Source organism: Halalkalicoccus sp. NIPERK01 (assembly GCF_030287405.1).
Lineage (GTDB): Archaea > Halobacteriota > Halobacteria > Halobacteriales > Halalkalicoccaceae > Halalkalicoccus.
Genome location: NZ_JASVVV010000001.1, coordinates 186586 through 211478, shown reverse-complemented (window position 1 = coordinate 211478; position 24893 = coordinate 186586). Strand labels below are relative to the sequence as shown.

Annotated in this window: 20 protein-coding genes; 9 read left to right on the top strand and 11 right to left on the bottom strand. The window is 63.3% G+C overall.

Annotated features, from left to right (window positions below):
- Positions 1–4 precede the first annotated feature (4 nt).
- Complete coding sequence (locus tag QRT08_RS01125) at positions 5–1447, bottom strand: oligosaccharide flippase family protein (RefSeq protein WP_286043733.1); 1443 nt, start codon at positions 1445–1447, stop codon at positions 5–7.
- 124 nt (positions 1448–1571) lie between these two features.
- On the opposite strand from QRT08_RS01125, the gene QRT08_RS01120 reads away from it, so the two are divergent.
- Positions 1572–2552 carry an alkaline phosphatase family protein gene (locus tag QRT08_RS01120; RefSeq protein WP_286043732.1) on the top strand — a complete coding sequence of 327 codons (981 nt, stop codon included), beginning with the start codon at positions 1572–1574 and terminating at the stop codon, positions 2550–2552.
- A gap of 275 nt (positions 2553–2827) precedes the next feature.
- Here the strand turns inward: QRT08_RS01120 and QRT08_RS01115 are convergent, their stop codons facing one another.
- Together QRT08_RS01115 and QRT08_RS18770 are read right to left on the bottom strand one after the other, a co-directional pair.
- Entirely contained in the window at positions 2828–4168 is a 1341-nt protein-coding gene (locus QRT08_RS01115) for a polysaccharide pyruvyl transferase family protein (RefSeq protein ID WP_286043731.1), read from the bottom strand.
- A gap of 308 nt (positions 4169–4476) precedes the next feature.
- On the bottom strand, positions 4477–5667 hold the full coding sequence (locus tag QRT08_RS18770) for a glycosyltransferase (protein WP_286043730.1): 1191 nt from the start codon (positions 5665–5667) through the stop codon (positions 4477–4479).
- A gap of 254 nt (positions 5668–5921) precedes the next feature.
- Between QRT08_RS18770 and QRT08_RS01105 the strand changes: the two genes are divergently transcribed.
- Positions 5922–6812, top strand: a complete 891-nt coding sequence (locus QRT08_RS01105; protein ID WP_286043729.1) for a glycosyltransferase family 2 protein — start codon at positions 5922–5924, stop codon at positions 6810–6812.
- On the opposite strand, the gene aglG is transcribed toward QRT08_RS01105, so the two are convergent.
- Positions 6804–7763: a glucosyl-dolichyl phosphate glucuronosyltransferase gene (aglG, locus tag QRT08_RS01100; protein WP_286043728.1), complete on the bottom strand. Its 960-nt coding sequence runs from the start codon at positions 7761–7763 to the stop codon at positions 6804–6806. The genes QRT08_RS01105 and aglG overlap by 9 nt on opposite strands.
- A 97-nt stretch (positions 7764–7860) precedes the next feature.
- Here aglG and QRT08_RS01095 point away from each other — a divergent pair, with 97 nt between their 5' ends.
- The 3 genes from QRT08_RS01095 to QRT08_RS01085 are packed head-to-tail and all read left to right on the top strand — an operon-like array spanning position 7861 to position 11884.
- On the top strand, positions 7861–10590 hold the full coding sequence (locus QRT08_RS01095; RefSeq protein WP_286043727.1) for an oligosaccharyl transferase, archaeosortase A system-associated: 2730 nt from the start codon (positions 7861–7863) through the stop codon (positions 10588–10590).
- A gap of 38 nt (positions 10591–10628) precedes the next feature.
- Positions 10629–11573: a DUF368 domain-containing protein gene (locus QRT08_RS01090; protein ID WP_286043726.1), complete on the top strand. Its 945-nt coding sequence runs from the start codon at positions 10629–10631 to the stop codon at positions 11571–11573.
- Between the two features lie 53 nt (positions 11574–11626).
- A complete protein-coding gene (locus QRT08_RS01085) occupies positions 11627–11884 on the top strand; it encodes a hypothetical protein (RefSeq protein ID WP_286043725.1) in 258 nt (85 codons plus the stop codon).
- On the opposite strand, the gene QRT08_RS01080 is transcribed toward QRT08_RS01085, so the two are convergent.
- The 3 genes from QRT08_RS01080 to glpA are packed head-to-tail and all read right to left on the bottom strand — an operon-like array spanning position 11881 to position 16167.
- Positions 11881–13215 (bottom strand): anaerobic glycerol-3-phosphate dehydrogenase subunit C, encoded by a 1335-nt coding sequence (locus QRT08_RS01080; RefSeq protein ID WP_286043724.1) that lies wholly within the window; start codon positions 13213–13215, stop codon positions 11881–11883. The two genes, QRT08_RS01085 and QRT08_RS01080, sit on opposite strands and share 4 nt — an antisense overlap.
- On the bottom strand, positions 13212–14483 hold the full coding sequence (gene glpB / locus QRT08_RS01075) for a glycerol-3-phosphate dehydrogenase subunit GlpB (RefSeq protein ID WP_286043723.1): 1272 nt from the start codon (positions 14481–14483) through the stop codon (positions 13212–13214). Before glpB ends, QRT08_RS01080 begins: the two co-directional genes overlap by 4 nt.
- Positions 14473–16167 (bottom strand): anaerobic glycerol-3-phosphate dehydrogenase subunit GlpA, encoded by a 1695-nt coding sequence (gene glpA, locus QRT08_RS01070; protein WP_286043722.1) that lies wholly within the window; start codon positions 16165–16167, stop codon positions 14473–14475. The genes glpB and glpA overlap by 11 nt, the downstream gene beginning before the upstream one ends.
- Positions 16168–16259: 92 nt before the next feature.
- Here glpA and QRT08_RS01065 point away from each other — a divergent pair, with 92 nt between their 5' ends.
- The 4 genes from QRT08_RS01065 (at position 16260) to QRT08_RS01050 (ending at position 20552) form a co-directional block, all read left to right on the top strand.
- A complete protein-coding gene (locus QRT08_RS01065; RefSeq protein WP_286043721.1) occupies positions 16260–17606 on the top strand; it encodes an AAA family ATPase in 1347 nt (448 codons plus the stop codon).
- A gap of 102 nt (positions 17607–17708) precedes the next feature.
- A complete protein-coding gene (gene glpK / locus QRT08_RS01060) occupies positions 17709–19244 on the top strand; it encodes a glycerol kinase GlpK (RefSeq protein ID WP_286043720.1) in 1536 nt (511 codons plus the stop codon).
- Between the two features lie 3 nt (positions 19245–19247).
- A complete protein-coding gene (locus QRT08_RS01055; protein WP_286043719.1) occupies positions 19248–20294 on the top strand; it encodes a DUF7973 family transport facilitator in 1047 nt (348 codons plus the stop codon).
- Positions 20295–20366: 72 nt separating this feature from the next.
- Entirely contained in the window at positions 20367–20552 is a 186-nt protein-coding gene (locus QRT08_RS01050) for a hypothetical protein (protein ID WP_286043718.1), read from the top strand.
- A gap of 86 nt (positions 20553–20638) precedes the next feature.
- Here QRT08_RS01050 and QRT08_RS01045 read toward each other — a convergent pair whose 3' ends face one another.
- The 4 genes from QRT08_RS01045 to QRT08_RS01030 are packed head-to-tail and all read right to left on the bottom strand — an operon-like array spanning position 20639 to position 24801.
- Positions 20639–22306: an AMP-binding protein gene (locus QRT08_RS01045; RefSeq protein WP_286043717.1), complete on the bottom strand. Its 1668-nt coding sequence runs from the start codon at positions 22304–22306 to the stop codon at positions 20639–20641.
- Positions 22303–22743 (bottom strand): hypothetical protein, encoded by a 441-nt coding sequence (locus tag QRT08_RS01040; protein ID WP_286043716.1) that lies wholly within the window; start codon positions 22741–22743, stop codon positions 22303–22305. The genes QRT08_RS01045 and QRT08_RS01040 overlap by 4 nt, the downstream gene beginning before the upstream one ends.
- Positions 22740–24308: a sodium/proline symporter gene (locus QRT08_RS01035; protein WP_286043715.1), complete on the bottom strand. Its 1569-nt coding sequence runs from the start codon at positions 24306–24308 to the stop codon at positions 22740–22742. Before QRT08_RS01035 ends, QRT08_RS01040 begins: the two co-directional genes overlap by 4 nt.
- Positions 24301–24801, bottom strand: a complete 501-nt coding sequence (locus QRT08_RS01030) for a hypothetical protein (protein ID WP_286043714.1) — start codon at positions 24799–24801, stop codon at positions 24301–24303. Before QRT08_RS01030 ends, QRT08_RS01035 begins: the two co-directional genes overlap by 8 nt.
- Positions 24802–24893 lie beyond the last annotated feature (92 nt).

The window sequence follows — 24893 nt, the reverse complement described above, 5'->3', positions numbered from 1 at the left end:
CCCGTTAGTTAGACGTAAAGGGGACATCGAACGGGAGGTTGTTCGAAACGGTGGTGCGGAAGGTCCTCGAGATAGCGAAGTACGTAACGAAATACACGAACGCGCCGATAGACACGAGAATGACGAGTGTAGCGAAATCGTGCTCTAGTAGTCGATTGTTGCGTTCAATTTCGCGTCCGATGTAGACGATCCCCCCCATGAGCATCGCTGCAATCCATTGATAAGAGACCTCCCGGTACGGAAACGCGAATTCGAGTAAGCGTGAGAGATACCAGTACGCGACGGAAAGCCCGATTATGGCCGAAATCCCCGTCGCGATTGCGGCTCCAGTCCAACCGTAGTGATACACGAGAACGACGTTGAGAACGACGTTCGATACGACAAACGCCCCGTTCACACGAAACGCGAGATCGGGACGATCGATCGCGTTTAGCGTCATGAGTAGTGGCTTCTGATAGCTATAGACGAGTACCGCTGCGATCAACAGAACGAGCACAGCATTACCAGTAGTGAACTCGTCACCGTAGATACGCAGTACGGACTCTGCGAGAAGTGAACTACCTACGAGTCCCGGAATCAATAACACACCAGTATAGGTCGATGCATCAGTAACTATATTGGAGATCTGCTTTCGTTCTCCCTCAGTGGCAATCCGACTGATTTCGGGGAATATGCTGGCACTGATGGAGTGACTGAACTGGAGGAAGAATATCGCGACGCTCCAAGCAACCGAATAGATCCCGATCAGTCCCGAAGGGACGAAGAAGCCGAGCACGACGACGTCGATCCAGTTGAAGGTCTTCGACTGAACGCTCCCGAGCCACGAGTATTTCGCGTACTCGAGCAGGCTCACGAAATGGCGTTTTCGTGGTCGAACAATCGCCGGGACGGCCACGACCAGTGCGATGAGCGCGGCCGAAAACCAGCCCGCCGCATATCCGACGAGCATCCCTGTCAGTCCCAAGCCCACGAACACCGCACCGATCTGAAGGAGGCTCCTCGTCGCGATCCGAAGCGGTGCGAGCATCCCAGCGACGTGAACGAGATGCTTTCCACTGAGAACCGAGGTGAAAAACGAGTACACCAGCACCGAGAACAACAAAAGTACGATGTATTCCGTGATCTCAACACCTATATATCGATCGACTAGCCCTCGGAAGAGGAGCAAACCGGCAGCCATCACCACAAAGAGTGTGGCGATGAGTATTCCTCCTGCTACGATATATTGGTCCTGTTCTCGTTTCTCGCTCACGCGCTTGACGATCGCAGAACCAATTCCTAACTTTCCTGCAATTTTGAGCCAGGCGAGCAAAGCAATGACGAGGTAATACTGGCCGAGTATATCTGCGCCGACTTCTCGTGCGAAGTAAATGACCGCGATGAATGAAATCGCCGACGCGAGAATGTTAGAAACGAAGTGAATTGCAGATGTCTGTCCGATTCTCATTCGTAGATCAGTATTCTTTGGTGTAATGGATTTGTTCGATCTTGTCGGAGGATTAAATCCGTATTTTGTATCGTTGTTTCTTCCAATCCAACTAGCTTATAATATAGTATTCTGTAACTCGTTTATGGCCATCGGTTTCGATCTGCCGTCCCTCTCGAGCGCTCGACTACTGTACGAAGACCCGAAACGAGCAATGAAAGAAACGCTCATCCGACCGTATCAGGGACTCTGGTATACGATTACCTCTCGGTATCCAATCGGAACGAACGTTTTCGAACGCGACTGGGATCTGCTCGTCGTACTCGACGCGTGCCGCGTAGACGCGATGCGTGAGGTTGCTGATGAGTACGAGTACATCACTGAAGTCGAGAGTATGCTATCAGTGGGAAGCAATTCGCACGAATGGCTCGCACAAACGTTCTCGGAGAAATGGTCTCATGAGATCGCGAAGACGACGTACGTCACAGCCAATTTTCACTCCGGGTTCGTGTTCCGTGATCAAAAGCTTCCTCCGGATCGGATCGACGTTCCGTTCTACTGGACCGACTGGAACGTCGTCGATGGAGACGGATTTTACGAGATTGTCGACGTCTGGGACACCCACCGTGACGATACGTTCGGCGTGACGCCACCCCACGCCGTGACCGGCCACGCGATCGACCGGGGGCGCTCGAACGAGGACTCGAGGATCATCGCCCACTACATGCAACCCCATGGCCCCTACATCGCTAATGCCGTGAAGAACGGTGAGGAGCCGAGCGAGATCGAAACCGGCGCATGGCGGAGTCTCCGGGACGGTGATGCCACGCGGGCGGAGATCTGGGAGCTATATCTGGACAATCTACGGGTCGTCCTAGACCAGATCGATGTCTTACTCGAGAACGTCGACGCCGAAACCGTTGCGATCACGTCCGATCACGGCGAAGCGTTCGGAGAGTTTGGTGCGTACGGCCATCCCGAGGGATTCCCTCATCCCGTCGTGAAGAAGGTGCCGTGGATCGAGACGACGGCCGAGGATCTGGAAACGAGGAAACCGGATCTCGAGGCACAGTCTGACACCGACGTCGACATTGAGGAGCGGTTAGAAGCACTCGGTTACGTGTGAACTCGCCTTGAGGAAGGGGTGGCAGCAAAAATAAATAATTGTTCTAGTCTCTTTCACTATGACGGTCAGTTCCTCAAAATAGATTTCGGAAAGGCTCTCTAGCTCATTTGTATCCCAACGCTCTCAGATGCTCGACTACCGTACTATTATCGACATTGTTCGTCGAAACTGGTTTTTCTGAGGTGATATCTCGCCTATTCTCTGATTCGATTATTAACCAGGGAACGATTCGCAACTCTGGCATCCAGACGTATCTAGGATGCTCATACCGCGTATTACAAATCTAAACACTCTGAAACTAGGTTGGCTGTTCTTTGAGATCTTGCTCGGATGCGATCAAGGTTAGACTTGATTCGGCTTTCAATCGAATCTATATCTTCGAACGCGCGTTCCACGGTCCCGATAAGCATTGGAGCGGTAACATGGTCGATATCGACGACGTAGTCTTCTAGTTCAAACTGATACATCAATTCTGACATTTTAAACTCGTATTCGATTCCAATGACCGGCGTCGCCTGTAACAATGCGAGAATATTCGAGTGCATCCGAGTCCCTACATGGAGATCAACTGATCCGTAGAACTCCGATAGTTCTGTCGGAGTGTATTCACCCGTGAGAATCTGCGGTTTCTCTGCTGTAGCCTTTCCCATTCGGTTGATAATCGCATTGGCAGTCGCCCGATCGTCAGTGTGATAGCCGTCGAATCCGGTACATGTCGAGATAAAGACTACTGTCGCGTCCTGTTCCGTGAGTAACCAGTCCGCAAAGGCGGCAACAGACAGTTCGTACTCGTTTTGGCCGCCCTCCTCTCCGAAATACGACCACTCTCGCGCAGAGATACTCACAAGTGGTCCAGATGATTCGAGCGATGGTATCGATTCGATCCGCCGTCGCTGGAGTGGTGTTCCGTCCGAATTATCAAGGTTCATAGAAAACGCCGCATCAGCAGTTACGTAGATCGGCGTTTCAGATACATCAAGTGATTCAAGGACCGATTTTGATCGTTCGTCTCGAACGGTAATGAGGTCAATTCGGTCTAGTACATACCGTCCGATAGACGCATATGGCTGTTCTTTGAGTGGACCGATACTTTGCGCATAAAGGACAACTGGCTTCCCAAGTAATTTACAGAGTAATAGCTCCCAGAATGCGCCGATCTTGCTCGGCATATAGTTATCCGTGAGATATTGGCCGCCAGTTGCGACAATAAGGTCCGACTCAAGATAAGGCACGAGGTTAAGCTTAGATGCGATCTGAGACGATACTGGGATGTCTGAGAATATCCGGCTCGCGAGTGCATTAGCTGTAACTAATCCGAGGAGAGGGTTTTTCCGGACATGGTATGGTTTGAAGGGAACCGTCCGCTGCTCAATCGCATCGACACCGTTGATAGCCTCGGCAGCCTTCGGGTATTCAGTTGCGACAGTAAACGTTGCATCCGGATATTCGGTCCGAAGCCCGTCAATAACTCCCTTCAGAATTGCTGCGTCGCCGCGGTTTGATGCACAGTGATAGTCGGTAATGAGGATATTTATCGAACTCATCGGAAAATAAATATTAGCTCCGTGGTTGGTGACTTCTTCGCGAATTCTGGTACGCGGACGGGTTGCTATCATATGAATGATGAATAACTCTCGCAAAAGTGAATTCAAATGGTTCAGATAATACAATGAGGCAAGTTCTAAGGTCGATTTCGGATATATCTCCTATCATATCAGATCAACTGTCGAGAATCATGAAAAAGATTATGAACACAATCGGACACGGTCGAATTATGTTTACAGGGAGAAAGTAAACTCTCCTAAGGCTCCTTCCTGCCACGACTACTAAAAAATTCACTCGCCTCTCTTTTCATGCTCAACTACATATGACAGATACGGACCTTTCTAACGTCCGAAAATGCACCAAACGAAACGAGAGAGTATCATTGACCGGTTCTAAGATTGCGTTGAAAAACAGATTCAAGCGACTTCCCGACTACATCAGTATGATGTTTGGACTTCACGGTTTCACGAGCTTTCTTACCCATTGCATCAGCTACTTTTCGGTCCCTGAGACAGACTCGAATTGATCTTACGAGGCCTTCCACTGACCGCTCGAAGCAGAGGAAACCACTCTCTTTACCATCTATAAGCTCTGGAATTCCAGAGACATTTGTTGTCACCACAGGTGTCTCCATCGCCATCGCTTCCATAATCGCAACTGGAATTCCATCGCGATCACCGTCCTTTGCAACGACACACGGAAGAACGAATGCTCTGGCCTGATCGAGTTCTCGAATCAATTTTTCGTCATCCACGGATCCGAGAAATGTCACGTTATCGCCTATCCCCAGTCGATCGATGATGCACTCGTATTTCTCTCGACGAGGTCCCGACCCAATGAGTCGATAATCCAGTTCGGGATACTCGTCGACGCACTGTGCGAAAGCGTAAAGTGCGTATTCGATTCCCTTCTTCTCTACGAACCTTGAGATCGTCAAAAATTGAGGATCAGTCGGAGTTGACGTTGGCTGGAACTTCTCCGTTCGAATCCCCATTCTGACAACTTCAATGTCGGCGTCAGGTTCCACTTCTACATTCAGAAATCGCTTATTGTACTCCGAAATCGTGAGAACCGTATCGAAGGCATTGCACGTTGTCACCAACGTCTTTTCGTCAGGAGACGCGTATAGATCGTACGCGTGTGTAGTCAGGCTTGAGGAGATATTGAGTTCGTTCGCGATGGTTGCTGCCGGAATTTTATTCCATCGGAGGAAGTGAGCATTAATATGATCTAGATCGTAGGTTAATGTGTCGATGAAGTCCCAACACTGCTCGGTCAAAAATCGAACTCCAAGTTGGCGGCGTGGATCCGTGAAGTACGACTGGCGCGGCGATCGGTTGTTAACCATACCACCCACTATATTACGAGGGATGGACATTGGCGACGGCCTGTCTGCATACGCGAGATCAATGTCGATCTCGTTCAGTTCGTCATGTTCGACGTCCGAATTTGGTTCGTTGAGTGAAAAAACGGCCACGTTGTGGCCCTGCTTAGAGAGATAGTAGATCTCATTGAGAATAAAGCTCTGCGAGAGTTTTGGGAACCAATCGAGATAGTATAGTATGTTCACGTGAGACGTCTCACAGTAGCCCGAAAAAACGATTTCGGGTTAGAGAGAGTGTGTCTATAATACTGATCGAGCCATCAATTATCTTTTCTACTATGGCTGGAATAAGAATGTATGCGGGATAATCAGGTTCTCGTAACAGGAAGTGCTGGACATATCGGCTCTCATCTCATTGAACGTGTCGTACTCACCGACGGAGAACGATCAGCAGTTGATTGGTTACGTGAAATCTGATAGACAAATTCCATTGATAACCCATGACCGATTCTACAGTGACCATTATCGTCCCAGTTTACAACGATCCGAAAGGAGTTAGGACGACTATTGAGTCAATCCGCTCAGAATTCACCGAATTCCAGGCTCGTCTGTGCATCGTCGATAACGGCTCCACGGACGAGACGCCGACCGTGATCGACGAGTACGTCGACGACCGGATCACCCACCTTACCGAAACCGACATTCGGTCCTCCTATGCAGCCCGAAACACCGGCATCCGAAATGCCGACTCCGACATACTCGCCTTCGTCGACGCCGACATGACCGTTTCCGAGGACTGGCTCGAATCCGCCCTCGAAACCTTCCGCACGAGCGACGCCGACTACATGGGCTGCAACGTCGAACTCACGCTTCCTGACGAACCCACGCTATCGGCCCGCTACGACCACCACACAGGCTTTCCGGTCAAGCAGTACTTAGAACACCAGCACTTCGCACCCACGTGCTGTCTCTTCGTCCGCCGCGAGGTCTTCGAGGACGTCGGCCTCTTCGACCACCGTCTGACCTCCGGCGGCGACAAGGAATTCGGCAACCGCGTTCACGAGGCGGGCTACGAGATGCACTTCGCCGAGGACGTCACGATGTATCACCCGACGCGGAACTCGCTGCGCGAACTCGTCAAGAAGGACCTCCGCGTCGGTCGTGGTCACTGTCAGCTCCAGCGCTACCACCCCGATCGGTACGGCAAACCGGGAATCCCGCCCCGGCCCTCCGGAGTGAAATCGCCGGACAGCGACCTCCCGCGACGTGATCGGATCGCGTTCGGTGCCCTCTCGAAAATCCTGACGAGCGTCCGTGCCGCGGGGTACGCCGCCGAGGCCGTACGGACCGGCTTCGAAACGGACCCGACAGAACCGCCGCAGCTAGACTGACGCCTGCTTGGATGACGTCGTCTTCTCCCGTAACACGTCTCGCCGGAAGAGGCCGTATAAATATCCCAGCCCGACGGCTCCGGTGAACGCCAGAATAGCGACGATCCGTTTGACCTCCGTCAGCGACGGTCCCAGAACCGCCCTCTTCGCGCGCTCGGGAAGGTATCGAACGAACAGGTCCGTCAGGAAATCCCCTTCGTCTCCGTACGTCTCTTCGTAGAGCAGGTCCATCACGCGTTTCGAGTAACCCTGCCAGAACGACCGGAACACCAGCCACCGGAAGTCACCACGGTAGTCGAACAGCTTGTGGTGAACTAGCGCGTCCGTGACGTAGATCATCCCCCTCCCGTACTGCTCGCGGATGCGGATTCCGACGGGCGCTTCGTGCGCCTGAACGTGCCGGTCGCCCTTCCGCCCCGTATTGGGGTCGTACCCGCCGACATCCAGAAATACGTCCCTTTTGAACGAGATGTTCGAACCGTACGTGTTCCGCACCTCCTCGCCGTCCTTCGCAAACCCCTTCTCCGTACATCCCACCAGCCAGTAGAACTCCTCGGGGAAGAAGTCGGGTTTCTCGGTCACCCAGTCGGGTGCGACGTGCCCGCCGACCGCTACCGCGTCGGTCCCCTCGTACACCCGTACCAGCTTCTCGATCCAGTTGGGCTCCGCGACCGCGTCGTCGTCGATGAACGCGACGATCTCTCCGGAGGCGAGTTCCGCACCCTTCGTCCGGCTGTAGGAGATCCCGCGGTTCTCGTCGTTGTCGTACACGACGACGTCCGGTCGTCCGCCGAAATCCTCACACACGCGTTCGAACACCGTCTCGTTCCCGTCGACGACGAGCACTACCTCCAGCGGTTCGTGCGTCTGGTCCAGAACGCTCTCGACACACTCGGAGAACGCGTCGTAGCGCTCCATCGAGTACGTGCAGACGACGACGGAGACCTTCATTACCGGACGAAACCCGTCGGAGGGGTAAGGCCTTTGTGTTCAGTATAAATCATCGATAACACAAGGTTTATGCAGTTATTGAAAAGTCTGTAGCGAGATGAGCGAGCGTACGGAGTGGGCACACGCGAACTACGACACGGACGCGATGATCGAGACGATGAAGCGATGGTATCACGTCCCTGTCCTCTCCGTCCTCGTGGCGTTCATGCTCTGGGTGCGGGTACAGGCCTACGAGGCGTTCGTGGGCGACGGGGGGATCACGCTCTCGGGCGTCGACCCGTGGTACCACTATCGCACCACGACGTACACCGTCGAGAACTGGCCGCGAACGATGCCCTACGAGACGTTCACCAACTTCCCCTACGGCGCGAGCGTCGGCCACTTCGGCACCCTCTTCGACCAGCTGATCGCCACGGCCGCACTGCTGGTCGGCCTCGGCGACCCCTCGGTCGAGACCGTCAACGCGGTGTTCGTCCTCGCGCCCGCGGTCATGGGTGCGCTCGTGGCGGTCCCAACCTACCTCCTCGGCGCGCGCCTGGGCGGGCGCTTCGGGGGCCTCTCGGGCGTCCTGCTCCTCGCGCTGTTCCCCGGGACGTTCCTCCGGCGTAGCACCGTCGGCTTCACCGACCACCACGTCGCCGAGACGCTGTTCATGGCGCTCGCCGTCCTCGCGCTCGGGATCGCCCTCCGGATCGCCGAGCGCGACAAACCCGTCTACGAACAGCTCGAAACGCGCGATTTCGTCGGTCTCCGGTCCGTCCTCCTCTCCTCGGCGCTCGCGGGGTTCGCCGTCGCCGCCTACGTCTGGGTCTGGCCCTCGGGCGTGTTGCTGATCGCCATTCTCGGGGTGTTCTTCGTCGTCGCGGTGAGCCTCGACTACGCCTTCGGCGAGAGCCCGGACCACGTCGCCTTCGTCGGTGCGACGGGGCTCTCGATCGCGGGCGTCCTGCTCCTGTTCTCGGTCGACGTCCGGGGGTTCGCCGGCTCGACGACCTACAGCCTGCTCCAGCCCGCGCTCGCGTTTGCGGTCGCGGGTGGCTGCGTGTTCCTGGCGTGGCTCGCCCGCCGGTGGGAGCGCCGCGCGCTCGACGACCGGCTCTATCCCGCCGCCGTTGGCGCGCTCGTTCTGGTCGGGCTGGGCGTCGTCGCGGTGGCGCTGCCGGGACTGTTCGACCAGCTCACGACCAACCTGGCGCGGGTCGTCCCGATCGGCGCGACCGACACGACGCTGACCATCGCGGAGGCCCAGCCGCCCGAGAACGCCACCGCGCACATGTTCTCGGAGTACGGCCTCGCCTTTTTCACCGCGATGGCGGCGCTCGCCTACATGGCGGCGGCACAGTTGCTCGGACGCGACCGGCGCGCCGATCACCTGCTGATCGTCGTCTGGTCGGCCTTTCTGGTCTCGTCGTCGCTGGCGCAGGTTCGGTTCAACTACTACCTCGCGGTCGCGGTCGCGGTGCTCAACGCCTACCTCGTCGGCCGGGCGGTCGGGTGGGCCGGCCTCTCGGCCGGGTCCGCGTCCGTCCTCGACCGCGCGCGCGGCCTCGAGGGCTATCAGGCGATGGTGCTCGTCGCCGTCGCGCTGGTGCTTCTCGGGCCGCTCGTCCCGCCGCTCGCGAGCGGCACCGTCGTCGCCGCCGCGAGCCAGAGCGGCCCGGGCGACGACGCGCTGACCTGGGAGGGGTCGAACGAGTGGCTTTCGGAGCACACCCCCCCACAGGGCACCTACGGCGGCGCTGGCGACGAGATGGCGCTGTACGGTGCCTACGAGCCGCCCGAGGACGGGGACTACGACTACCCCGAGGGGGCCTACGGCGTGCTGTCGTGGTGGGACTACGGCCACCTCATCGCGGTCCAGGGCGAGCGCGCGTCGGTCGCCAACCCGTTCCAGCAGAACGCCCGCGCCGCAGCCGCGTTCTTCCTCGCGGACGACGAGCGCCGCAGCGAACTGCTCCTCGAGGCGCTGCCGGCGGAGCGGGCGGTCCACGACCACAGCGACGAGGAGCTTCGAGGCATCGTCGACGGGCGGACCGCCCAGCAGGGAGGCGAGGAGGTGCGCTACGTCATGATCGACGACGCGATGGCCGGCGGGAAGTTCTCCGCGATGACCCGGTGGTCCGGCCCCGAGTACGCGATGTACCTCGACGAGCGCGAGGTCCGCGTCGCCGAGGGCGAGACCGCCACGCTCCGGGGGCTCGGCGAGAACTACGAGGCGACGACCCTCTCGCGGCTGTACTACGACGACGCCTCGGGAATGGAGGGCTACCGGCTCGTACACGAGAGCCCCGAGACCACCCAGTTCGTGACCGTCGCCGTCCAGAACGGCGACGGCGAGTGGAGGACGGTGTTCGTCAACCGGGAGTACACGCTCGCGCTCCAGTACCGGCTCCAGCAGTTGGTCGAGAACCCGAACCTCGACGTCGTCGACACCGCGGTCTTCGACGTCCGCGAGGAGAGCGCGGTCAAGACCTACGAGCGCGTCGAGGGCGCGACCCTCGTGGGCGAGGCCGGACCGGGCGAGACGGTCACGGCGCAGGTCGAACTCACCGCCGAGTCCTCGGATCGGACGTTCACCTACACGCAGGAGACGACCGCGTCCGAGGACGGCAGCTACGAGCTGACGGTGCCCTACCCGACCGAGGAGGGCCTCGGACCCGAGGAGGGCTACACCGACAGCGACGTGGTCGCCGAGGGCGAGTACACGGTCACCGCCGGGGAGGAGACGACGACCGCCGAGGTGCCCGAGGAGGCGGTCTACGCGGGCGAGACGGTCGAGGTCGAGGGCGGGACGCCCGACGAGGACGGACCGGCCGACGGCGAGTGATCGGTGCGGTTTTGGCCCTCTGCGGGGAACGAACGACAATGCGCGAGTGGCTCTCGATCTACCTGAAAGGCGTCTGCATGGGTTCGGCCGACATCGTCCCCGGCGTATCGGGCGGGACGATCGCGCTCATCGCGGGGATCTACGACCGGCTGATCGCCGCCATCGCCGCGCTCGACCCGCGAATCCTCGCCTCGATTCCCGGGCTGACGAGCGCTGCGGGCCGGGCCGAGTTCCGCGCCGACCTCGTCGAGATGGACGTGCCCTTCCTGCTCGTGCTCGGTCTGGGGGTCGGGACCGCGTTCGTCCTGATGTCTCGCGTGATCCACGCGGCCTTCGAGGCCTATCCAGCAGTGTTGAACGGCTTCTTCTTCGGGCTGATCGCCGCCTCGGCCGTCGTGATCTACCGGGTGACGGACGTGGACACGCCCGCTCGGATCGGCGCGCTCCTGGCCGGGGCGGTGCTGGCCTTTCTCGTCAGCGGCGCGGCCGAATCCAGCGGGCAGGCCAGCCTCCTGCTCGTCTTCCTCGCCGGGGCGATCGCCATCTCGGCGATGGTCCTCCCGGGGATCTCGGGGGCGGCCTTCCTCTACATCCTCGGCCAGTACCAGTTCATGCTCGACGCGCTCACCCGGTTCACCGACGCGCTCGTCGCGCTCCCGAGTGGCGGTTCGCTCGACGCGGTGGTGACGCCCGGCGTCCCAGTCGTCGTGTTCATGAGCGGCGCGTTCGTCGGCCTGTTGACGATGGCGCGCGTCGTCGAGCGCGCGCTGGAACGCAACCGGATGGCGACGCTGGGATTCCTCGTCGGGTTGATGATCGGGGCGTTGCGCCTGCCCGTCGAGGAGGCCGCCGCCGCGACCGAGGTCTGGACGGCCGGACTGATCGCCGCGATCGCGGCCGCGGTCGTCCTCGGTGCCGCGGTCGTCCTCGGGTTCGACCGCTACACCCACTCGCTGGACTACACCGAGGACGCCGCGGTCTGAGCCCTCCGAGCGCCGGAGGAAACTACAGGAGGCTTCGGTTCCGTACACCGGGTATGAGCGACGCCGACACGAAAGAACGGAAGGAGAAGTCGACCACGTGGCTCGACACCGCGGATTCGGTCATCGACCGGAACCTCTCGAGAAACGAGACGATCGAGTTCACCGCGGAGGACCTCGCGATCGACGTTCCCACCGAGTTCGGCGACGGCCCGCGGGCGACGGTTCGGTTCGACGGGACCGTCCGCGTCAGCGCCGACGGGCTCTCGGGCCCGCTGTTCGCGTGGCTGGACTGGTGGGACGAGCGCGACTAGTCGACCAGCGCCTCCTCCATCACTTCGAGCGGGTGGCGGATCTCGTAGCCCGTCCCGTGTTCCATCTGCATCGCACACGTGGGACACTCGGTCATGCCCGCGTCGGGTTCGGCGTCCTCCATGTGGTGGAACATCTCCGCGCCGATCTTCATCGAGGTGTCGTACTTCTCTTCCTTCCAGCCGTAGGTTCCCGAGATGCCCGAACACGAGTCGCCCACGTCCTCCGCCTCGGCACCCTCGATGCCGTCGAGCAGTTCGATGGCCTGCCCGGCGAGCCCCTGGTTTCGCGCGTGACACGGCGCGTGGTAGGCGAACTTTCGAGAATCGATCTCGCTTTCTTCGAGCGCGCCAGAGAGGTCCTCGTGGATGCGGAGGTACTCGAGCGCCTCGTAGGTGTGTGCCGAGACGTCCTCGATCCCGTCGAGGTCGAACAGCTCGGGATACTCCTGGCGAAGCGAGAGCGAACAGGAGGTACACGAAGCGATGATGTCCGCACCGTCCTCGATGGCCGCCGAGAGTTCGGCGACGTTGGTCTCGGCCGCACGCCGGGCGTCGGGCAACATTCCGTTCGCGAACATGGGCGTGCCCGAGCACTTCTGGGGCGGTACCATGACCTCGTAGCCGAACGACTCGAAGACCCGCACCATCGCCTTGCCGACCTCGGGCGTGTTGTAGTTCGAGTAGCAGCCGTGGAAGTACGCGACGCGCTTCTCGTCGCTTTCGACCTCGGCTCCCCCTCGCCCCGTCTGCTCGCGGGCTTCGCTGGCTCGCTTTTTCGAGGTGGCGTTGCCACCTCGCTCCTCCCACCACTCCCGGAACGTCTGCTGGGCGAACTCGGGGAACTCGCGCTCGGACGTGATCCCCATGACCCGCTCGTTGACCGTCTGGACTACTGAACTACTCATCAGGAAGTTCGTCAGCCGGGGGACCTTCGAGCCGAACCACGCGAGCGTGCCGTAGTTCGAGAGGATCCTGTTCCGGATGTACTCCCGGGAGAGCTTGTCCATCCCGTTCTCGACGTAGCTCCCCCGCGCAGTGTTGTGCATCTGGCTCAGGGGGACCCCCGAGGGACACGCCGAGTCACAGCGCATGCAGTTCGAGCAGGACATGACCGAGTCGTCGATCTCGGCGTCGTCCTTGCGTTTCAGTCGCCACTGTTCGGGCCCCTGGAACTTCGGGCCCGGAAAGTCGTCGTCGACGGCCGCGACCGGACACTCGCTGTCGCAGGTCGAGCACTTGTAGCAGTCGTCGGCCCCCGGTCGGAGGTCCATCTCGGTGGTCGGAAACACCTGTACTGGCTCGAACTCGTCGGTATGGTCTGCGTCACTCATTGTATGTCCTCGCTTGCCCGTCTGCCCGCGACCAGCCCCGTCGAAAGCGAGACGCCGCTTCCCGACTTCTCGCGGGCCATGTCGTAGCCGCCCAGTACCGCGCCCGCCGCCCGGAGGTTCGAGAACTCCGGTCTTCCTTCGGGGTCGAGCGGCCGGAGGCCGCCGTCGACCGCCACGCCGAACCGCGCGTAGGGCTGGTCGTCGAAGGCCTCGTCGTGAAACCACTCGTAGCGCTCTGCGGGCTGGGGGACGTGACAGCCGAACACGGGTTCGAATACGCCCTCCCGCGAGGAGTCGATCCCCTTTCCGACGAGGCCGCCGGTCGCTAAAACGAACTGGTCTGCGTGGTAGGGAATCTCGCGTCGGCCCCGGTCGACCGAGACGGCGGTGATCCGCCCGCCTTCCTCCGTATAGCCCACGACCGGGTTGCCTGACTCGACGCGCACACCTTCCTCGTCGAGCGCCTCGTACAGCCCGTCCTCGAGGCGCATCCCCGGGAGGCTCGGCGGCCCCATCGGCACCTCGAAGACCGGCACGCCGAGTTCGCCCCCGAGGCTCGCGCGCACCTCGTGGTGCTCCTCGTCGCCGAGGACCGCGGGAAACCCCACGCGCTCGGCATCACCGAGGTGCTCTGCCACCCGCTCTGCGAGCGCCTCGCGGGTGCCGACTCGCCTCCCGCGCTCTGTGAGTTCGTCCGCGTCGAGCGCCCGGGCCAGCCGGGTGATACGGGCATCACTCCGGAGATCGCCGGGGAACGCGATCGTGACGCCCCGCACCTCGAAGGGCACGGAGGGATCGAGGCGCTCGGCCGCGAGCGGCGCGTCGAAGGCCGTCACCGTCTCGAAGCCCACGAGGAGGGTGTCTCCTTCCTTGCTCGCCAGCCCCGCCGCGGCGCTCGTGGGGTACCTGCTCGTGGGTTTGATCCGCCCGCCGTAGGTCGGCGACAGGGCGTTTCGCTCCGTGTGTCCGCCCTCGTAGAGCTCCCCGACTACCTCGTCGAACAGCGCCAGCGCCTCCCGCACCGCATCGACACCGACCTTCCGATAGGGGTGCTCGTCCGGGAGGTCGGGGATCGCCTCGAACGGCTCGGCGATGGGCTCGTCGCTCCCGTGGTAGCCCAGCACGTCGATCAGCCCGCTGGCGTTTCTCAGCGTGTTCTCCTTGTGCGTGACGAGCCGGACGCTCGCCCCGCCGCGGGCGGCACCGAGGGCGGCGCTCGCGCCGGCGAGTCCACCCCCGATCACGAGCACGTCGTCCTCAATCGCCATCGCTCTTGCCCCCGCCCGTCGCCGTCTCCGCCCCCGAATCGAACGCCGCGAACTCCGCCACCTCGGGCGCGCGGTCCAGGCTCATGGTCGTCCCGTGGAGCTGGTAGTTGAGCGCCGCTTGCGAGAGCCCCTCTCCCCACAGCGCGTGGCGCTCGCCCTTCCAGCGTTCCTGGACCAACTCGTCCCACGCCGCGCTGACGGTCTCGGCGTCGTACTCCGGGTGTAGTTCGCTCGCCATCCGGTGACAGCAGAAGCCGCCCTGGCAGTTGCCCATCGAGGCGCGCGTTCGAATGCGGACGGCGTTGAGGTCGCTTCCCGCGCCCTCGATGGCGTCCCGGATCTCAGCGCGCGTGACCGCCTCGCAGTCACACACGACCGGGTTCGGGTCCATCGTTTTGAGCACCTCGTCGGCCCGCGAGCCGAGACGCTGGACGCTCCGGCGGCCGATCGGGGAGCGAAGCCCGAACTCGTCCATGTAGTCGCGCAGGATCGAGAAATCCTCGCTGCCCGGCAGGGGCTCCTCGGCGGTGCGACACTCGGCCGAAACGTCGAGTTTCCCACACACGTGGTCGCTTATCTTCTCGGCCATCATCCGGTAGGTGGTGAACTTCCCGCCGACGATGCTGGTCATCCCCGGGAGCGAGTCACGATCCTCGTGATCCAGCAGGAAGAAGTCCCGGGTGATGTCGGTGGGGTCCGTGGTACCGGTCCCCGGCGGTTCGTACAGCGGTCGGACGCCCCAGAAGGAGCGGATGGTCCGGGCCTCGGCGAGGATCGGCACGAGTTCCGAGAGCGTCTCGATCATCAGATCGACCTCCCAGCGCTCCTCGGGGTAGTCCTCGGGGTCCTCGACCTCGACGTCCGTCGTCCCCAGAATGGCCGTCGTCTCGTGGGGGACGACGATGTCGGCGTCGCCCTTCTTCCGACAGCGGTTCACTACCGTATCGACCTGCCGGACGTTCATGATCACCATCACGCCCTTCGAGGGACGGACCTCGACGTCGACGCCCGCCATCTCGCCCACCCGCCCGGCCCACGCGCCCGTCGCGTTGATCACGTGCTCGGCGCGGATCTCCTCGGTCGTCCCCGGCTCTTTGTGAACGCGCTTTCCGGGCCCCGACTCGTGTTCGACCTCGACACCGACGACCTCGCCGCCCTCCACGAGGACGTCCGTCACCGGCGCGTGGGTCTCGATCCGCGCGCCGTGTTCGACCGCGTCGGCGGCGTTCGCCACGCAGAGCCGGAAGGGGTCGACCGCGCCGTCGGGCACCGCGATCGCGCGTTTCACGTCGCGGGTGAGGTACGGTTCGCGTTCGCGGGCCTCCTCGGCGGTCAGGACCTCCGCCGGGATGTCGCACTCCCGACACCCCTCCAGTTTCCGCTCGAAGTACTCGTCGGGGTCGTCCTCGAGTTGGACGAACAGCCCGCCGGTCATCTCGACGCAGTGGCCCGCGATCTCGCGTAACACCCGGTTCTCCTCGATGCACTCGCGCGCGCTCGCCTTATCGGAGACGGCGTACCGCCCGCCGCTGTGGAGCAGGCCGTGCATCCGCCCCGTCGTACCGTGCGTGAGGTTGCCCTGTTCGACGAGCGTCACCGAGAGCCCGCGCATCGCCAGGTCGCGGGCGATCCCACAGCCCGTCGACCCACCGCCGACGACGAGGGCGTCGACCCTGTCTGTCATCGTCTCCTCGTTGGTTCCCGTCCACTTTACTTTACCCCTCATCGCTGATCATGAGTAAACTATTTCTCACACGACTGATTGTTAGGTTCATAGTGGCCGAACGGAACCGATCACCCGCCGGACCGAACGGCGTCACGAGCACGCTCGCTCGGGGGGCGACCGAGGCCGGGGTCGCGTTCGTCGCGTTCGCGACCCGCGGTCGAGCCCTTCCCATCGGGAATGCGCCGGCGGGCCGTCGATCGGTTCGGCCCCCGATTCGTGATACGATGAACATCGAAGAACGCGTCGCGAGGCGACGACGATCCGACGACGGCCCGCACCTGATCAGGAGTTACGACGCACTCAGTCCGGCCGCCCACGTCCGGGACCCCGACGGGCGAGGCTCCACGTTGGAGCGGCTGCTCGACCACCTCGAACCGGCGTTCGACGGCGATCTCCCGTCGAACGCCTACGTCTGGGGGCCGAAAGGATCGGGGAAGTCGGCGCTCGTCACGGCGCTGTTCTCGGAACTCGGTCGGGTGAGCCGTGACGTCCGATCGAGCATCCACACGACCACGCGCGTCGACGACACCGACGCGACGGGGTTCGCGTACGTCGACGCCCGGGGGACGCGAACCGAGTTCGGCCTCCAGCACGCAATCCTCGACGCGCTGCTCGACGAGCGCGTCCCGAAACAGGGGGTCGGCGGCGACCGCTTCGTCGAGCTGTTAGAGGAGCGGTTCGCGGAGTCGGGCCGAACGGCGGTCGTGGCGATCGACCACCTCGGCGAACCCGAGACGTTCCCCGTCGGGACCGTCGAGTCGTTTCTCGGGCGGATTCCCGAGTCGATCGCGTGGCTCGCGATCGGTCGGACGCCGCCCGAGGATCGGGAGGTGCAGGCCGAATCGACGGTCCACCTGCCGGCCTATCAGGAGTACGTCCTCGTGGACGTCCTGACGAGTCGGGCCTCGCAGGGACTGGCCCACGGGGCGATCTCACACGAGGAACTCCGCCGGATCGCCACCTGGTCGGGCGGGGACGCCCACGACGCGCTGGCCGCGCTGTTCGGTGCGGCGGTGCTGGCGAGCGAGGCCGAAAAGCGGACGATCGACCCCGAGACCGTCACCGCCGGGATGGAGGCGGTCCCCCGACCGAGCGCCGCGATCGGGCAGGTGCTCGCGCTCCCCGAGAACAGACAGCGGGTGCTCAGACGGCTGCTCGACCTCGACGTCACGGATCACTCGATCGGAACGAGCGCCGAGACGATCGCGGCGGACGAGTCGCTCGACCTCTCGGCGACGACGGTCAAACGCTTCCTCTACGAACTGGCCGAGTCAGGCGTCCTCCGCCGGACGCGGGCCGAACGGACCGACGGACTCGGGCGGCCTCCGAGCCGCGTCGAACCCCGATTCCCGACGCTCGTCTTCCGGCGGGTGTTCGACGCCGCCTACGGCCGGTAGGAAGGTTTATCACGAACGTCAGTATTGGTTATCGGTAGTACGGCACTGTCTGATAAAGAATACGGTGCCGTCCGACCGGGTACTCCGGGAACGACACCAACCATGACAACCGAACACTTCGTCGGTGCGATCGACCAGGGGACGACAGGAACGCGGTTCATGGTGTTCGATCACGGCGGGCAGGTGATCGCGAACGCCTACGAGACGCACGAGCAGATCTACCCCGAACCGGGCTGGGTCGAACACGACCCCAACGAGATCTGGCGCAACACCCAGTCGGTGATGACCGACGCGCTCTCGAACGCGGGGCTCGACGCGAACCAGTTGGAGGCGATCGGCGTCACCAACCAGCGCGAGACGACGCTGTTGTGGGACGCCGATACGGGCCAGCCGATCCACAACGCGCTGGTCTGGCAGGACCGCCGGACCACGGATCGGGTAGAGGAACTCCAGGAGGCGGGGATGGCCGGAACCATTCGGGAAAAGACCGGGCTGGAGGTCGACGCCTACTTCTCGGCGACGAAAGCCGAGTGGATCCTCGACAACGCCGACCCGATCAAGACCCAGCGAGCGCGCCCCGCGGACCTGCGCGAGCGCGCCGAGGACGGCGAGATCCGATTCGGAACGATCGACACCTGGCTCATCGGGAAGCTGACCGGCAACCACATCACGGACGTCACGAACGCTTCGCGGACGATGCTCTACGACATCCACGAGGCCGACTGGGACGACGAGTTGCTGGCGGAGTTCGGCATCGCCCGGGAGATGCTCCCGGAGGTACGACCATCGAGCGACGAGGACTACTACGGGACGACCGATCCCGACGGCTTCCTCGGCGCGGCGGTGCCCGTCGCGGGCGCGCTGGGCGACCAGCAGGCCGCGCTGTTCGGCCAGACGTGTTTCGACCCCGGCGACGCGAAGAACACCTACGGGACCGGCTCCTTCTTCCTGATGAACACCGGCGAGGAGGCCGTCGAGAGCGAACACGGCCTGCTCACCACGATCGGCTTCCAGCGCTCGGGCGAGCCGATCCAGTACGCGTTGGAGGGGTCGATCTTCGTCACCGGCGCGGCCATCGAGTGGCTCGTCGACGTCGAACTGATCGAGGACCCCGCCGAGACCGAGTCGCTCGCCCGGAGCGTCGACTCGACCGACGGCGTCTACCTCGTGCCCGCCTTCACCGGACTCGGCGCGCCCCACTGGGACGGGCGCGCTCGCGGGACCATCGTCGGGATGACCCGCGGGACGAGGAAGGAACACATCGTGCGTGCGACCCTCGAATCGATCGCCTACCAGACCCGCGACGTCGCGGAGGCGATGGAGGCCGACTCGGGGATCGAGATGGGATCCCTCCGTGTGGACGGCGGCGCGGTGAAGAACAACTTCCTCTGTCAGCTCCAGGCCGACAGCATCGGCTCGGAGATCGTCCGGCCCGTTGTCGACGAGACGACGGCGCTGGGCTCGGCGTACGCCGCCGGCCTCGCCGTGGGCTACTGGGAGAGCGCGGACGAACTCCGGGACAACTGGCAGGTCGACCGGGAGTTCGCCCCGGAGATGGACGCCGAGACGGCGGATCGCAAGCACCGACGCTGGCAGGAGGCCGTCGAGCGCTCGCTCGACTGGGCACAGGAGGAGTGACGGATGCAAGAGATCGTCCTCCAGGTGCCGATCCTCGGCCTCGAGTACGAGCGCTTCTTCGCGCTGGTCATCGCCGCGTTCGCGGGCGGCGCGTTCGGCGCTGCCCTCGGTGCGCTGCCGTCGTTCGTCTTCACGGGCTTCGTCGTCCTCCTCGGTGAGGGCGTGGGCGCGCTCCAGACGGAACTCGGCGAGGCCGGGGCCGGCCAACTGGCACTCGACATAACTGGTACTATCGGCTTCGGGCCGGTCGTCGGCCCGCACGTCGCCTTCGCGGGCGGGGTCGCGGCGACCGCCTACGCCGGCAAGCGCTACCCCGAGATGGAACCGGCGGGCTGGGACTACCACTTCGGCAAGGACATCCTCTACGCGTTCGGGACCAAACCCGACATCCTCCTCGTGGGCGCCCTGTTCGGCGTCCTCGGGATGTTGCTCAACCAGGTCGGCGCGGGAATCGGCCTCCCGGTCGACACGATCGCGCTGTCGGTCTTCCTCACGGCGGTCCTCGCGCGCGTCGCATTCGACTACCCGGTCCTCGGATCGCCCGCCGGGAGCGGCTACCTCGACATGTCGCCGTTCGAGCGGGGGGACACGCGCGCGGGGAGCGACCGACTGGCGGTCGAACCGTGGCTCCCCCACCAGTACACGTGGTCGGGCGTCGCGACGATCGGCCTCGTCGGCGGCATCCTCGGCGGGTGGACCTGGCTTTTGACCGGGAGCATGTTCATGGCCTACGGGATCTCCGCGGCGAGCCTGCTCTTCTTGAACCTCGGCGTCGAGAAGATCCCCGTCACCCACCACATGACGCTGCTCGGGTCGGCGGGCGCGATGATCGCGCTCCCGGTCGTGGGCAGCGAACCCGCCGTTCTGGTCGTCGCCGGCCTCTTCGGCGTCGTCACGGCGCTCGTCGGCGAACTCACCCAGCGGGTCTTCTACTCGCACTCGGGAACGCACGTCGACCCGCCCGCGATGGCGATCACGGTCATGATGCTGCTCGTCGGCGTCCTCTACCTGCTCGGACTCCTGCCCAACGCGGCGTACCTCGGGCTCTAACCCCCGAGTTCTCCGCTCGAATTCGTTTCTGCAGGCCGCAGGTTGATGAGCAGAGGGAGCGACACGATACCTATGAGCACCCGAGACGACGATCTCCTCGTCGGCGATTCAGATGGCGTTGGCGTCAGGAGTTCCGAGGACGGAAACGAACCGTTCGACTACTACCTCGTCGGCCCGGAGCGGGGTGAGTTCGGCTTCGACGCCGCCGAGATCCAGGAGATCCGCGAGCTACTCGACAACACACTCGGGGACGGTTGATACTGTCAGTCATACCGCCGGGACTCGTGCTGGTACCCGTCGACTCAGGCCACCGCAGGTCATCCGCCCATGACCGACAGTATGAATCACTCCTCCGCGAGGTCCTTCCGTCTAATCTTCCCGGTCGTGGTCTGGGGGAGTTCGTCGCGGAACTCGATCTCGCGGGGGTACTCGTATTTGGCGAGTCGCTCGCGCACGAGGTCCTGTAGTTCCTCGCGCAGCGCCTCCGAACCCTCGTCGACCGGCTGGACGAACGCCTTGACGATCTCGCCGCGGGTTTCGTCGGGGACGCCGACCACGCCGACCTGCGCGACCGCCTCGTGGTCCAACAGCACCTCCTCGACCTCGCGGGGGCCCACGCGATACCCGCTGGTGATGATCAGGTCGTCGTCGCGGGACTTAAACCAGAGATACCCCTCCTCGTCGGCGGAGCCCAGATCGCCGGTGAGGTGCCAGCTCACGGCGTCACCGTTCGCTTTCGAGGTGCTTTGCGCCTCGCTCGCGCCGACCGTCGCCGATTCCGTCTTCTCGGGTCGGTTCCAGTACTCGCGGAAGACGACCGGATCGCCCGCCCGACGGACCGCGATCTCGCCGACCTCTCCTACGGGTAGTTCCTCGCTCGTCTCCGGATCGATCACCCGCACGTCGTGGCCCGGCACCGGTTTGCCCATGCTACCCGCCCGCGCGGGGAACCACTCGCGGCAGTTGGTCACAAGCAGGTTGGCCTCGGTCTGGCCGTAGAGTTCGTTGACCGGAACGCCGCCCAACTCGTCGTCGGCCCACGCGAGGATCTCGGGGGTCAGGGGCTCGCCGCCCGAGCAGATCGCCTCGATCGAGAGGTCGTACCTACTGGAATCGACGTCCATCATCATGCGGATCGCGGTCGGCGGGAGGAACGCCCCCGTGACGTCGAACTCCTCCATGATCGAGTACGCTTCCCGGGAGTCGAACGTTCCCATCGGGTAGCCGACGACCGCCTGTCCGTAGTGCCACGCCGGGAAGACGAGATCGCCGAGCGCGCCGATCCACGCCCAGTCGGCGGGCGTCCAGTAGGTCCCCTCGGGATCGAGTTCGAAGTACATCGAGAAGGCCGGACAGTGTCCGACCCACACCCCGTGGGAGTGGAGCACGCCCTTCGGCGGGCCGGTCGACCCGCTCGTGTACATGATGATCGCGGGCGTCTCGGCGTCCGTTTCGGCGATCGCGTACTCCTCGGAACCCTCGTCGAGAAGCGACTCGAACGAGTCGTCGTCCTCGGAGTCGTCAACGACGACGGTGTGTTCGAGCGCCGAGTCGTCCTCGACCTCCTCGACGGTCTCCCGCACCGAGGCGTCGGCGACCACCGCCCGAGCGTCGCTGTCGCGCAGGCGGTGGCCCAGCGCCTCGGGACCGAACAGGACCGAGAGCGGAAGCGAGATCGCGCCGATCTTCCAGCACGCGAGGTGCATCAGGACGTTTTCGGGCTTCTGCGGGACGACCACGCCCACGCGATCGCCGCGTTCGATCCCACGGGCGTCGAGCGCGTTCGCGACGCGGTTCGAGAGGCGATCGAGGTCACGAAAGGTGTAGGTCTCCCGGCGGCCGTCGGGGTAGGCCTGAAAGAGGGCCGGCCGGTCGGGGTCCGGGTGTTTTCGGAGCAGGTCGTGTGCGAGATTGTAGTCGTCGGGCAAATCCCACTCGAACTTCTCGCAGGCTTCCTCGTAGCTGTCGTACGCGAGGTCACAGTACCACGGGTCGGTGTCGGTTCGGGTCATGATCTGTCGAACAGCGAGGAGGGGTCGCGGATCCCGACTGTGGCGTCGAGGCGGGGGTCTTCGGCGAGCGATTCGAGGAGCGACTCCTGGGAGTCGCCGGCCTTGGTGTCGTACAGCGCCAGTTCCCCGCCGTCCCACGCGAGGGTCAGGCGGGCCCGACGAAAGCGCGTTCTCCGGACGAGGGTGATCGATTCGAGGTCCGCGAGGGGCACCTCGAAGTTGCGTTCGTTGTGGGCGACGAGGCCCTCCGGGGCGAGTGCGGCGAGTTCCTCGCGGGCGCGTTCGCCCATGTCCGCGCGCAACAGCGCCGACGAGAACGACTCGCCGGCGAAACAGCAGACGAGGCGCTCGGTCGTGAGGAACGCCTCCCAGAACTCGATCGAGTTGGGGCGCTTTCTGGCCCACTCGGTGAGGTGTGCGAGGCGCTGTTCGCTCATCGCTCGATGAGCGCCTGCAGGTCCGCCGGGACGTAACTACGCTCCCGTGTGGCGAGCGAGACGCCGACGAACAGCGCGACGGCGACCAGCATCGCGACCGCGCCGACGGGGAACGCCTCGGGGAACGGGTAGGCCGCGCCGATCGCGGCGGCAAGCCCCGCGAACCCGGCAACCTCGGCGGCCATCGGGACCGCGCTGTAGACGACGTTGATCGCGAGGCCCGCGACGGTGGCGACGATCGCTCCTTCGGCGGTGGCGCCCTTCCAGTTCATCCCCAGGACGACCATCGGGACGAACGCGGCGGCGAAGAAGCCCCAGCCGATCGTGCCCAGAATACCGACGAGCGCGTCCGAGTAGTAGACGACGCCCGTCGAGAGCACCGTGAGACCGGCGAGCGCGCCCTGCGTCACCCGGAGTTCGGTCCTGTCGTCGTCGATCGGCCGGCCGAACGCCCGGGGGATGTCCCGGGAGATGGCTGCCGCGCCGATGTTCAAGAAGGAGTCGCTCGTGGACATGATCGCCGCGAGCAACGCCGCGAGGATCAACCCGGCGACGACGCTCGGGGTGAACTCGAGGACGAACACGGGCGCGACCTCGCTCGCGCTGAACGTCTCCTGGATCGTGCCGCCCTCGACCATCGACCGCATCGAGAGGCCCGCCGAGAACGCGATCATGCTGGAGATCGCATAGGAGATCGCGGCGATCGGCGCGCCCCACTTCAGGATCTCGAGGCTCTTGCTCATGTAGAACTTCGTCACGAGGTGGGGCTGGCCGGCCGCGCCGACCGAGAACAGCACCCACCACGCGAGCGCGGCGAAGATCGCCGCCGTCTCCCCGCCCATCGTGCCGAACGGCGAGATCAGGTCCGGGTCCGCGCTCGCGAGGTTGCGCGAGATCCCCTCCATCCCGCCGCCGAAGGAGAGCGCGTACGCGAGGACGAACACCGCGCCGACGATCATCGTGATCGCCTGCAGGAAGTCGGTCCAGACGCCCGCGATCATCCCGCCGAGCATGCTGTAGGCCAGCAGGATCGCCGCCCCGCCGACCAGCCCCCAGATCACGGGGATCCCGAAGATCGCCCGCATGACGTACTGCAGGGCAGCGAGGTTGGTCGCGAGATACGCGATCACCCCGACCGCCACCGCGAGCCCGGTCAGTCCGCGGACCGCGTCGCTCTCGTAGCGGACGTACATCCCGTCCGCGAGCGTGAGGACGTTGCGGATGTCCGCCAGCAGGCGCATCCGTTTCGCCAGCAGGACCCACGTGATGAGGAAGCCGAGCGGCGCGCTGAAGAAGATCCACATGCCGGTCATGCCGAACTCGTAGACGAGTTCGGGCCCGCCGACGAAGCCGAACCCCGACTGGATCACCGAGAAGGCGGTCATCGCGAGCACCCACGTGCCGACGCTCTTGCCGGTGATGAGGAAGTCGCCCGTCGTCTTCGTTCGGAGATAGCCCCAGACGCCGATCAGGACGACCACCAGCAGGTAGACCGCCCCGAACAGCAGGATCACGGGGTCGTCGGCGACGGGGATCCCCTCCTGAAGCGGGAGGAGGTCAGTCATCGGTCGGCTCACCCCGTTCGCTCCGCTCGGGCGGGGAGTCTACCCGCCGGGGGACCAGCGGGAACGACCCGTCCGACTGGGCCTCGCGGGCGTCCGCGATGATCGACTCGACGACGTCCTCGCCCCCGATCCGGTCGAAGAGCAGCGAGTAGTAGATCGCCCCCGCGAGCGGCAGCGCCCAGATGAACAGCACGTAGAAGAACGTCGAGGTCGGGAGGCCCAGCAGGTAGGTAAACTCGGTCGTCCCGGGCGCCCACGTCAGCCAGATCCCGGTCAGCCCGATCAGGAACAACGCGCCGAGGCCGGCGATCAGTCCCGTGTACGGTGCGAGGTCCAACTCCCCCCCGGCGCGCTCTATCGACGCCGACGCGACCGTCGCCAGGATGAACAGCGCGGCGAGATACGAGAAGACCCGATACGTTCCGAGCGCCGCCGCCACCAACAGCGCGACCGAGAGCCCCCCGATGGCTAGCATGATCGTATTCCGTGTCATCTGTCCCCACGACATGGTGGAGAACCATAACCGTTGATGTTGATATGAGAACGGATCGCCGCCAGTTTATCCGCGGGCGTTCGAAGGGAGGG